This window comes from Streptomyces sp. NPDC042364, assembly GCF_056437585.1.
Map to the genome: position 1 here is coordinate 23,361 of NZ_JBWKAJ010000018.1, position 11,672 is coordinate 35,032.

9 protein-coding genes are annotated in these 11,672 nt (G+C 72.2%); 6 read left to right on the forward strand and 3 right to left on the reverse strand.

The window, feature by feature from the left end; genetic code table 11:
* The first annotated feature begins 143 nt into the window (after positions 1-143).
* Together AC067N_RS29095 and AC067N_RS29100 are read left to right on the forward strand one after the other, a co-directional pair.
* Positions 144-1,784: a serine/threonine-protein kinase gene (locus tag AC067N_RS29095; RefSeq protein WP_478681858.1), complete on the forward strand. Its 1,641-nt coding sequence runs from the start codon at positions 144-146 to the stop codon at positions 1,782-1,784.
* Positions 1,781-2,635 carry a hypothetical protein gene (locus AC067N_RS29100; protein ID WP_478681859.1) on the forward strand — a complete coding sequence of 285 codons (855 nt, stop codon included), beginning with the start codon at positions 1,781-1,783 and terminating at the stop codon, positions 2,633-2,635. The genes AC067N_RS29095 and AC067N_RS29100 overlap by 4 nt, the downstream gene beginning before the upstream one ends.
* A gap of 63 nt (positions 2,636-2,698) precedes the next feature.
* Here AC067N_RS29100 and AC067N_RS29105 read toward each other — a convergent pair whose 3' ends face one another.
* Positions 2,699-3,295, reverse strand: a complete 597-nt coding sequence (locus AC067N_RS29105; RefSeq protein ID WP_478681860.1) for a TetR/AcrR family transcriptional regulator — start codon at positions 3,293-3,295, stop codon at positions 2,699-2,701.
* Positions 3,296-3,381: 86 nt separating this feature from the next.
* Between AC067N_RS29105 and AC067N_RS29110 the strand changes: the two genes are divergently transcribed.
* The 3 genes from AC067N_RS29110 to AC067N_RS29120 all read left to right on the forward strand — a co-directional run bounded on the left by AC067N_RS29110 (position 3,382) and on the right by AC067N_RS29120 (position 6,596).
* The gene (locus AC067N_RS29110; protein WP_478681861.1) at positions 3,382-3,798 is read left to right on the forward strand and encodes a DUF1707 SHOCT-like domain-containing protein; all 417 of its coding nucleotides are present in this window, start codon (positions 3,382-3,384) and stop codon (positions 3,796-3,798) included.
* 108 nt (positions 3,799-3,906) lie between these two features.
* A complete protein-coding gene (locus AC067N_RS29115; RefSeq protein WP_478681862.1) occupies positions 3,907-5,019 on the forward strand; it encodes an NAD(P)H-dependent flavin oxidoreductase in 1,113 nt (370 codons plus the stop codon).
* Positions 5,016-6,596, forward strand: a complete 1,581-nt coding sequence (locus tag AC067N_RS29120; protein WP_478681863.1) for an acyl-CoA synthetase — start codon at positions 5,016-5,018, stop codon at positions 6,594-6,596. The genes AC067N_RS29115 and AC067N_RS29120 overlap by 4 nt, the downstream gene beginning before the upstream one ends.
* A gap of 3 nt (positions 6,597-6,599) precedes the next feature.
* Here AC067N_RS29120 and AC067N_RS29125 read toward each other — a convergent pair whose 3' ends face one another.
* Positions 6,600-7,418 carry an SAM-dependent methyltransferase gene (locus AC067N_RS29125; protein ID WP_478681864.1) on the reverse strand — a complete coding sequence of 273 codons (819 nt, stop codon included), beginning with the start codon at positions 7,416-7,418 and terminating at the stop codon, positions 6,600-6,602.
* 82 nt (positions 7,419-7,500) lie between these two features.
* The gene (locus AC067N_RS29130) at positions 7,501-9,918 is read right to left on the reverse strand and encodes a penicillin acylase family protein (RefSeq protein ID WP_478681865.1); all 2,418 of its coding nucleotides are present in this window, start codon (positions 9,916-9,918) and stop codon (positions 7,501-7,503) included.
* A gap of 229 nt (positions 9,919-10,147) precedes the next feature.
* Here AC067N_RS29130 and AC067N_RS29135 point away from each other — a divergent pair, with 229 nt between their 5' ends.
* Positions 10,148-11,647, forward strand: coding sequence for an acyl-CoA synthetase (locus AC067N_RS29135; RefSeq protein WP_478681866.1), 1,500 nt, complete (start codon positions 10,148-10,150; stop codon positions 11,645-11,647).
* Positions 11,648-11,672: the final 25 nt, after the last annotated feature.

Here is an 11,672-nt window from a genome sequence, read left to right on the forward strand (position 1 = left end):
TCGGTTGCACCCGTACGAAAGTCCACGTGGTGGACGGCGGGTGTCGCACCGCAACCGGAGTGGCCGAAAATGTGTCTCAGCACGCGTGGTCCTGTTCCGGGGCATTGGGGGTTCCGGCGGCACGGCGGCCTTGGGGGGCTGGAATGAACACATGGGCGGTGCCCGGGTACACCGAGTCGCTGGAGCTCGGGTCGGGGGCGAGCGGGCGGGTCGTGCTCGCCGTGCACGAGGAGACCGGTGTCCCGGTCGCGATGAAGTACCTCAGCGAGTCACTGCGTGACCGGCCCGGCTTCGTACGCGACTTCCGGGCCGAGGCTCGGCTCCTCGCCGGTCTGGAGAGCCTCTACGTCGCCGAGCTGTACGAGTACGTCGAGAGCACCGACGGCGCCGCCATCGTGATGGAACTGGTGGACGGCGTCTCGCTGCGGACCCTGCTGACGAGGGAGGGCCCGCTCGACCCGGAGGCCGCCCTGGTGATCCTCAAGGGCTCGCTGCTCGGTCTGGCCGACGCGCACCGGGTCGGTGTGGTCCACCGCGACTACAAGCCCGAGAACGTCATGGTCGTACCGGACGGGGCGTCCAAACTCGTCGACTTCGGGATCGCGGCCGACGCCGGCACCAGCGCCGGTGCCGCCGGCACCCCCTCCTACATGGCCCCGGAACAGTGGACCGGCGCGCCCGCCTCGCCCGCCGCCGACGTGTACGCGGCCACGGCCACGTTCTTCGAGTGCCTGACGGGCCACAAGCCCTACGCGGGAGACAATCTCGCCGCCCTGGCGCTCCAGCACGTCGACGCGCCCGTCCCCGCCGAGGAGGTCCCCGAGCCGGTGCGGGACCTCGTGCGGCGCGGTCTCGCCAAGAACCCGGGCGACCGTCCCTCGCACGCCGAGGAGTTCGTCGCCGAGCTGGAGGCGGCCGCCGGAGCCGCTTACGGCCCCGACTGGGAGGAACGCGGCCGTGGCCGGCTCGCCGCCCTGGTGGCCCTGCTGGCACTGCTGCTGCCCTCGGCCCGCAGCACCCCGGAGACCACCACCGACACCGCCCGGACCGTGCTGAGGCAGGGACCGCGCCACGACTGGGCCCGGGCGTGGCGCCCCGGCCGCCCGGGGCTGGCGGTCTCCGGCGCCGCGCTGCTCCTGGGCGCCTTCCTCACCTACGGTGTGCAGCACGCACCGGCGGCTCCGCAGGAGGCGGCGCAGGCCCTGGCCACCACCAGCGTTGCGCCCGGCGCCGGGGCGTCGGCGCCCACCGGTCCGGCCGGGACGCCCTCCTCGTCGTCCTCGGCGTCGCCGTCGTCCTCGCCCAGCGCTTCCGCCGACCCGTCGGCCTCGGCATCGGACAGCGCCGGCACGGGGGATCCGTCCCCGTCCGCCACCACCGCTCCGCCGACGGAGTCGACGCCTCCGACGGAGACGACCGCCGAGGCGACACCGACGACCGAGTCCCCCAGTGCCCCGAGCGCGCCCGCCGTCAAGGACGTCACGATCACGGGCTTCCGGCAGACGGGCCCGACCACCGCCACGGCGACGATCGAGATCACGGCGGACGGTCCCGGGCCTCTCTCCGTCACCGTCTCGTGGCTCTCGGGCGGGATCCGGCAGCTCACCCCGGACGGCGCCGCCCAGACGTTCCAGCGCAGCGGTTCCGGCAAGTACACCCTCACCGTCGACCACACCTTCGGGGGCGCGGGCTGCTACTGGGCGGTGCGGGCCACGACCACCCCGGCCTCCGCCGACGGCGGCGCCTCGCAGCAACTTCTGACCAGGCAGTGTGACATCAGATGACCGCACAGTACGACCGCGATGCCGCGTCCGCCGAGGGCCAGGACAGCGAGCCCACGCAGGTGCTCGACACCGCTGGCCGGCCCGCCGCGCACGACACCTCCGGCTACGACGACCCCGGCTACAGCGCCACCGTCCTGGGCAGCCAGTGGATCCAGCGGCCCGACCCGGACACCACCCTGGTCGAGCCCGACACCACCATGGCGGAGAAGCGGGACGCCATCCCGGTCGGGCCGGACGGCACCCTCCTCAAGCCCGACACCACGCTGGTGAAACCGGACACGACCCTCGTCAGGCCGGACACCACGCTGGTCGGCCCGCCTGCCACGGAGGACCCGCTTCCGCCGCCCGACCGCACCGACGGCACCGTGCTGCGTTTCGGCCCCGGCGTGACGGCCACCGTCGCGCAGCGCACCCACCGGACGCTGCCCACGATGCCGCCGCTCCCCGCGCCCCCGCGCCGACGTCGCCTGCGCAGACACGCGCTGCCCGCGCTCGTGCTGCTCTGCGTCATCGCCTTCCTCGCCTGGCAGCGCCTCGGCCCCGCCGTCGAGGTGCGCACGGTGTCGGTCAAGGCCCGTCCGACGGCGCTGGGCTGTGATGCCACGGCCGACATCGTCGGTCTCGTCACGACCGACGGCCGCCCCGGCACCCTCACCTACCGCTGGACCCGAAGCGACGGCACCGACTCGGGCGTCCTGCGCGAGGTGATGGTCCGGGGCCAGACCCGGGCCCGGCTCCACCTCCTGTGGACCTTCGAGGGCAAGGGCCGCCACACGGCCCGCGTCGACCTCCACATCCTCACCCCGACCACCCACAAGGCCACCAAGCGCCTCACCTACACCTGCCCCTGACCGCCCTGTGAGGAACCGGCCGTCCGGATCGACGGCCGCTCGGGCACGCCCCTGCCTCCCGGCCTACTCGTGGCGGCGCCGGGCCGTTTCATGGACCGAGGTCAGGGCGCACAGCGCCTGGTCCAGGGCGGTGAGCAGGGGCTCGTGCTCCTGCGGGCTGTACAGCATGCGCAGTGCCAGGCCGTCGGACAGCGCGATGACCGCATCGGCGATGGCCGCCGCGTGGGGTCCGTGCCCGGCCGACTCCAGCCAGGTGGCCAGGGCCTCACGGATCTCCTGGTCGATCTGCCGCCGGATCGCGGCAAGTCGGGGGTGGTGTGCCGCGTGCACGGCGAAGGCGAGTTGCGCGGTTGCCTCGGCGCGCCGCTCGGCGTCCACGGGGAGCGTGGCAAGGATCAGGTCGCGCAGCGCCTGGCGCAGGGGCAGTGCGGTGTCCACCTCGGCCATCCGGCGCTCGGCGCGCTCACCGGCCAGCTCGGCGGCGAACGTCAGCATCTCGTCCTTGGTGCGGAAGTACTTCTGAACGGCGCCGGGGGAACGGCCCGTCGCGGCGGCCACGGTGCGCACGCTGACCTCGTCGAGGCCGCGTTCGGCGACCAGTTGGAGAAGAGCCGCACCGATCTGCCGACGCTGTTCCTCCCTGTCGACGGTCCTGGGCATCGGTCGTGCTCCCATCTTTTAGGATACAGTCGTATTCTAACCTTCCGTCAGGTGAGGTGCTGTCGCGCCGAAGAGGGGAGCAAGTGGTGGATGGCCGACGTGAGCCGCCGGTGCCCGCTGTGCGGGTCTCGGACCGCGACCGCGACGAGACGCTCGGTGTGCTGGCCGTGGCGCTGGCCGAGGGGCGGCTGGACCCCCATGAGCACGAGAACCGTTCCACGCGTGCCCTGCGGGCACGTACGTCCGATGAACTCGCCGAGCTCACAGCCGACTTGCCCGCACCCGCGCCGACCCGCCCGGAGCAGGACCGCAAGGACCTCGGTGACTGGCTGGCCGAATGGCGCTACTGGCTCGGTGGAGCGGTGATCATGTCCGGGGTCTGGGGTGTGCGCTGTATGCAGAAGGGAGAGCTGACCTATTACTGGCCGGTCACACCACTGGGGGTGTGGGCGGCCGTGCTGATCGCCATCGCCATCTGGCCGCGCGGCACGGGTCGGCAGTGATGGAGGGCCTGGACGCGCCGCCTCCCAAAGGACCGGGGCAACACAAAAACTGACGGTGCATCAGAAAAGCCCTTCCCTCGTCCGGGGGACTGCGGCATCCTGCGCACCATGCAGACGGAGCTGAGCCAGAAACTCGGAGTCGAGTACGCCGTCTTCGGCTTCACGCCGTTCCCCGCCGTCGCCGCCGCCATCAGCAGGGCCGGCGGCTTCGGGGTGCTCGGCGCGGTCCGCTACACGGCCCCCGACGACCTCAAGCGCGACCTCGACTGGATCGAGGCCCACGTCGACGGAAAACCGTACGGGCTGGACGTCGTCATGCCGGCCAAGAAGGTGGAGGGCGTCACCGAGGCGGACGTCGAGGCGATGATCCCGGAAGGGCACCGCCAGTTCGTCAAGGACACCCTCGCCAAGTACGGCGTCCCGGAGCTCGCCGAGGGCGAGGCCTCCGGCTGGCGCATCACCGGCTGGATGGAACAGGTCGCCCGCACCCAGCTGGACGTCGCCTTCGACTACCCGATCAGACTGCTCGCCAACGCCCTCGGCTCCCCGCCCGCCGACGTCATCGACCGCGCCCACGAGCAGGACGTGCTGGTCGCCGCGCTGGCCGGCAGCGCCCGCCACGCCCGCAAGCACGCGGACGCCGGTATCGACATCGTCGTGGCCCAGGGCTACGAAGCCGGCGGCCACACCGGCGAGATCGCCTCCATGGTGCTCACCCCCGAAGTCGTCGACGCCGTCGCCCCGTTGCCCGTGCTCGCGGCAGGCGGCATCGGCAGCGGGCAGCAGATCGCCGCCGCCTTCGCGCTCGGCGCCCAGGGCGTGTGGCTCGGCTCGCTCTGGCTCACCACCACCGAGGCCGAACTGCCCTCCCCGCGGCTGATCGGGAAGCTCCTCGCCGCCGGCTCCGGCGACACCGTCCGCTCCCGCGCCCTCACCGGCAAACCCGCACGCCAGCTCCGCACCGAATGGACCGACGCCTGGGACGACCCGCAGGGCCCCGGCGCCCTCCCCATGCCCCTGCAGGGACTGCTCGTCGCCGACGCGGTCTCCCGTATCCAGAGGTACGAGGTGGAGCCGCTGCTCGGCACCCCGGTCGGCCAGATCGTCGGCCGGATGAACAGCGAGCGCAGCGTCCAGGCCGTCTTCGACGACCTCACCCGGGGCTTCGAGAAGGCCGTGGACCGCGTCAACCGGATCGCCGGAAGGAGCGTGGAACAGTGAGCAGGGCCCCTCAAGGGCAAGCCGCCGCCGGACAGGCCCCCCAGGGCTTCTGGGCCCAGGCGACCGCCGACCCCGACCGCACGGTGCTCGTCGCCCCCGACGGCGAGGAGTGGACCGCAGGGCGCCTGCACGGCGACGCCAACCGGCTGGTGCACGGGCTGCGCGCGGCCGGCCTCGAACGCGGCGACGCCTTCGCCGTCGTCCTGCCCAACGGCGTGGAGTTCCTCACCGCCTACCTCGCCGCCACCCAGGCCGGCTTCTACCTCGTCCCCGTCAACCACCACCTCGTGGGCCCCGAGATCGCCTGGATCGTGTCCGACTCGGGCGCCAAGGTGCTCATCGCCCATGAACGGTTCGCCGAGGCCGCGCGCCACGCCGCCGACGGGGCCGGGCTACCGCACAGCCACCGGTACGCGGTCGGCACACCGGTGGGCTTCCGCCCGTACGCCGAACTCCTCGACGAACAGCCGGAGTCGCCGCCCGACGGCCGCACCCTCGGCTGGGTGATGAACTACACCTCGGGCACCACGGGCCGCCCGCGCGGCATCCGCCGCCCGCTGCCCGGCAAGCTCCCCGAGGAGTCGTATCTCGGCGGATTCCTCGGCATCTTCGGCATCAGGCCGTTCGACGGCAACGTGCACCTGGTGTGCTCGCCGCTGTACCACACGGCCGTCCTGCAGTTCGCGGGCGCGTCCCTGCACATCGGGCACCGGCTGGTGGTGATGGACAAGTGGACCCCCGAGGGCATGCTCCGCGCCATCGACACCCACCGCTGCACCCACACCCACATGGTCCCCACCCAGTTCCACCGGCTCCTCGCGCTCCCCGAGGAGGTGCGCGCCCGCTACGACGTGTCGTCGATGCGGCACGCCATCCACGGCGCCGCCCCCTGCCCGGACCATGTGAAGCGAGCCATGATCGAGTGGTGGGGGCACAGCGTCGAGGAGTACTACGCGGCCAGCGAGGGCGGGGGAGCGTTCGCCACCGCCGAGGACTGGCTGAAGAAACCCGGCACGGTCGGCAAGGCCTGGCCCATCAGCGAACTCGCGGTCTTCGACGACGACGGCAACCGCCTGCCCCCCGGTGAACTCGGCACCGTCTACATGAAGATGAGCACCGGCGGCTTCTCGTACCACAAGGACGAGGGCAAGACGCGCAAGAACCGCATCGGCGACTTCTTCACCGTCGGCGACCTCGGTCTCCTCGACGAGGACGGCTACCTCTTCCTGCGCGACCGCAAGATCGACCTCATCATCTCCGGCGGCGTCAACATCTACCCCGCCGAGATCGAGGCCGCCCTCCTCACCCACCCCGCCGTGGCCGACGCCGCCGCCTTCGGCATCCCGCACGACGACTGGGGCGAGGAGGTCAAGGCCGTCGTCGAACCGGCCCCCGGCTTCACCCCGGGGCCCGTGCTCGCCGAGGAGATCCTCGCCCACTGCGCCCGCGAACTCGCCGGGTACAAGAGGCCGAGGAGCGTCGACTTCACCGACGCGATGCCCCGCGACCCCAACGGCAAGCTCTACAAGCGGAGGCTGCGCGAACCGTACTGGGAGGGCCGGGACAGGGCCGTGTGAGCGTCACGGCTTGCGCGCCACCCCGCCGACCGCGATCACCTCGCCGGACCCGCGAGGGCCCTCCGCGGGATCGGGGCGCCAGTCGTTCAGCGGGACGACCCCCGGCTCCAGCAGCTCCAACCCCTCGAAGAACCCGGCGAGTTCCTTCGGCCCGCGCAGATAGTAGGGGACGGCGCCGCTCTCGTTGTACTGGCGGGTGGCGTCGGCGTTGGCCTGGTGCGTGTCGACGCTGTCGTTGAAGGCGAACCAGCTGCCGGCGGGCAGGGCGTCCATCAGGGTTCCGATGATGGCGCGGGCCCTGTCGTAGTCCGCGATGTGCCCGCTGACCTGCATCATCGTCAGCGCGACCGGCTGGGTGAGGTCGAGCGTCCGCGCCGCCTCGCGCAGCACGGTCGCGGGGTCGTGCAGATCGGCGTCCACGTAGTCGGTCGCGCCCTCGGGTGTACTGGTGAGCAGGGCCCGCGCATGGGCCAGGACCAGCGGGTCGTTGTCCACGTAGACGATCCGGGCCTCGGGCGCCACCCGCTGGGCGATCTGATGGGTGTTGTCGGCCGTCGGCAGCCCCGTGCCGATGTCGAGGAACTGACGCACTCCCGCCTCACCGGCGAGGAAGCGCACCGCCCGGCCGAGGAAGGCACGGGAGTCACGGGCCAGGTCGGTGATGCCGGGGAACACCGCGCGGAAGGCGTCGCCCGCCTCGTGGTCGACGGGGTAGTTGTCCTTGCCGCCGAGCCAGTAGTTCCAGATCCGGGCCGAGTGCGGCACCGTTGTGTCGATCTTGGCGAGAGCGTCGGTCTCCGGGCGTAACGAGTCCTGCGCCACCGGGTGGCCTCCTCAGGGGAAAGTGGTCATATGCCAAGGACATGGTGCCGCCCCGGGTGGGACGGCACCACACCTCCCCCGATCATTGGCTCACGCGCACCACCTTGAGCTTCGGGGACGACCGGATGTCCTTCTCGCAGAACCGGGACGTCACCCACTTCCCGGCCGAGAACAGCCGGGTCTGGTCGAGGTAGTGGGGTGAGTTCGGGTTCGAGGACTGCGCGTACGTCAGCAGCGTCCGGGCCACCGGGCAGCGGCTGCCGTCCCAGCCGACCGCCTGGATGTGGCTGGAACCCGACGCCACCTCGGCATAGCCGCCGGCGGCGGCGTTCCACGAGGACTCGATCTTGTTCCAGACGCCCAGCGACTCCGTGCCGCCGTGCACCGGGACGCGCCGGCCGCCCCGGACGACGAACTGGTGATCGCCGAGCTTCGCGTCCAGCGCGATGCCCGCCGTCCGCAGCTCCGCCACCGTGTCGGCGAGCGCCGTGGCGAAGCCCGGCGCGGCCGTGTTCAGCGTGTTCGGCGTGTGCACCGGGTCGGCAGCCGAGAACGGCACCTTCCACAGCTGCGCGTTCGGCACCGCACGGGTCAGCTTGCGCCAGAACCGGTCGTAGAGCAGCGCGCCCCGGCTGCCGGTGCCCGCGGTCCGGTCCCACGCCGCCAGCGCACCGCACGCCTCGGACACCTCGACGGCCGTGCCGTCACTGCCCGTCGCCCTGCCGCCCGGCAGCGCGGCGCACGCCCGCACCACGTCCGCGACGGCCAGATCGGCCGCGGGCACCCGGTTGGCGAACTGCTGCCGCTGGAGGTCCCGTACCGTCAGACCGCCCCGGTCGGCCATCGCGGCGGCGTCCTCGACCGCACCGCGCGTCCGCATCGACCGCTGCGTGCCGACGGTGCCGAAGACCCGCTCGTACCCCGTGAGCGGCTGGTCCGCGTTGGCCAGCCACGCGCTGTCGTTGGAGTTCTCCGCGTACGGCGCGTCCTTCAGCGTCGGCATCCTGGAGGGCCCGAAGATCCCCGGCTGCACGGCGTCGGCGTCCCGGCCGGGCGCGCAGTCGCCGCGCGAGCCGTCGAGGACGGCGACACCCGCCTCCGGATAGGTGGTCTCACCCAGCGGAGTCGAGCAGCGTGCCGCCAGCTCGTCGGTGATCCGGGGCACCACCTGCGACTGGGTGAAGAGGGTGTGCCCGGCGGAGTCGGCGGCCACGGTGTTCACCCACGGCAGCCCCTGGTGCCGGGCGAGCGTCTTCAGCACGTCCGCGGTGCCGCGCGCCTTGGCGAAGCCGAGGGAGGTGTCGGTGAACCGCAGGTTCACCGCGTTCGGGTCGGCCAGCGCGTACGCCGTGCCGGCCGTCCACGGCAGCGGGATGTCACGGCCGAGCGAGGTGACGACGGGGCCGTACCGGGTCCACCACTGGGTCCGGGTCACCTTCGAGCCGTCCTGCACGACGACGGTGACGGTCCGCTTCGTCATCCGCTCCGACCTGCCGTCGACCCGGTACGCCGTCGGGTCGGCCGGATCCAGGGTCAGCTGGTGCAGATTCATCGGGACACCGGTCGCGACCGTGTGGCTCCATGCCACCTTCGCGTTGAACCCGATCTGGGTGATCGGCGAGCCGAGCAGCGCGCCGCCGGAGACGTTCAGCTCGCCCGGGATCGTCTGCTGGGCCTGCCAGAAGCGGCGGCCCCCGGCCCACGGGTAGTGCGGGTTGCCCAGCAGCAGGCCGCGCCCGTTCGCCGTCGTGTCACCGCGGAACGCGACCGCGTTGGAGCCCATGTCGGCGGCGCCGGAGGAGAACAGCTCGCTCGCGGCCCGCGCGGCGGCCCGCACGTCCGGCGCCGCGGCCTTGGTGGCGGTGCCGGGGGCGGGCGGCCGGGCGGTGGCGATCGCGTCCACGAGCCGCCCCTCCCCGCCGAGCACCGCCAGGGCGTACGCGCGGGAAAACACGTCGAGCGTGCTCACCGGCCGCACCCAGGCGGCACCCCTGCACGCGGGGTCGGTGATCCGGTTCCTCCTCAGCCAGGCGTTGTACCCGGCCGCCCAGCCCCGCATCAACTCCTTCACCTCACGGCTGGGGCCGAGCGGCGCGGGCCGCTCCAGCAGCCGCCGCACGGTGCCGGTGTCGCGGACGCCCCGGAAGTACAGATCGCTGGTGAGGTTCTTCGCCGCCGAGGAGAGCGAGAAGTCGGGCGCGGTGTCCGGCCCGAAGTGTCGCGACCGTTCGCCGCGCACGGTCACGAACCCGTCGGCGAGCACACACACCTGGTCGGCGGCCTGCGCCCACCCGGTGCCGAAGCCCAGGTCCGCGTAGTCCTCGGCGACGATGTGCGGGATGCCGTACTCGGTGTAGCGGATCACGGCGGACAGCCCGCCGTGGGACGGGTGTTGCCCGCCGCCGCGATCGCCGTCCGCCGCGTCGGCCGAGGGGAGAGCGGCCGAGGCGGTGAGCAGGGCGACGGCCGAGACGACGAACTGTCTCAGACGAGTGCGCAAGGGTGCCTCCCGACGTGGTGGAGGGAAAGGGCGGTTGAGCCTGACAGCGCGTTCGTACGTAGTCCATGTGTGCGTCGATCTTCACCCTGGTTGACTCGTGTACCAGGCGGCGAAGTTGAGCCGTTTCACGCCATGCGCAGCGGATTCCGGCAAGGTGCGCGGCAGGCTTGACCGCGCTCGCGCGGCCGAACGAGGATCACGCCGGAAACCGGTGGACGAAGGGGCGAGCATGACGGCTGGACGCACTGTGACGGTCGACGGGGTGCTGCGGCGCAGTGCCCGGCGCACCCCGGCACGGGTCGCGATCCGCTACGGCGACCGCAGCTGGACCTACGCCGAACTGGACGACGCCGTCTCCCGCGCCGCACGCGCCCTGCGGGAGACCGGACTCCAGCGGGGCGACCGGGTCGCCGCGTACGGCCACAACTCGGACGCCTACCTGATCGCGTTCCTGGCCTCCGCCCGCGCCGGGCTGGTCCATGTCCCGGTCAACCAGCACCTCACCGGTGACGACCTGTCGTACCTCCTCGGCCAGTCGGGCAGCACTCTCGTCCTCACCGACCCCGACCTGGCGGGGCACCTCCCCGAGGGGGCGCGCACCCTCCCGCTGCGTGACGCGGACGACTCACTCCTCGCCAGGCTCGCCACGGCGGAGCCCTACGACGGCGACGAACCCGGGGCCGAGGACCTCGTCCAGTTGCTCTACACCTCCGGCACCACGGCCCTGCCCAAGGGCGCGATGATGACGCACCGCGCCCTGGTCCACGAGTACCTCAGCGCCATCGCCGCCCTCGACCTCTCCGCCGGCGACCGCCCCGTGCACTCCCTGCCGCTGTACCACTCGGCCCAGATGCACGTCTTCCTGGTGCCGTACCTCGCCGTCGGCGCCACCAACACCATCCTCGACGCCCCCGACGGCGACCGGATCCTCGACCTCGTCGAGTCGGGTGACGCGGACAGCCTCTTCGCGCCGCCCACCGTGTGGATCGCGCTGTCCAACCGCCCCGACTTCGACAGCCGCGACCTCAGCGGGCTGCGCAAGGCGTACTACGGGGCGTCGATCATGCCGGTGCCCGTCCTGGAGCGCCTCAGGGAGCGCCTGCCGAAGCTCGCCTTCCACAACTGCTTCGGCCAGAGCGAGATCGGCCCCCTCGCCATGGTCCTCGGCCCCTACGAGCACAAGGGGCGCATGGACTCCTGCGGACGCCCCGTCATGTTCGTGGAGGCCAGGGTCGTCGACGAGAGGGGCGCCGACGTGCCCGACGGCACCCCCGGTGAGATCGTCTACCGGTCACCGCAGCTGTGCGAGGGCTACTGGGACAAACCCGAGGAGACCGCCGAGGCGTTCCGCGACGGCTGGTTCCACTCCGGCGACCTCGCGGTCCGCGACGCCGACGGGTTCTTCACCATCGTCGACCGCGTCAAGGACGTCATCAACTCCGGCGGTGTCCTCATCGCCTCCCGCCAGGTCGAGGACGCCCTCTACACCCATGACCGGGTCGCCGAGGTCGCCGTCGTCGGACTGCCCGACGACCACTGGATCGAGGCCGTCACCGCGGTCGTCGTCCCGCGCGGCGAGGTCACCGAGGCCGAACTGGTCGCCCACGCACGAAAGAAGCTCCCTCACTTCAAGGCGCCGAAAAGGGTGCTCTTCGTGGACGAACTGCCGCGCAACGCGAGCGGCAAGATCCTCAAGCGCGATCTCCGGGACCGGTACGCCCAGGCCTGAGCGGCACTTCGGCCCTCGCGCCCCG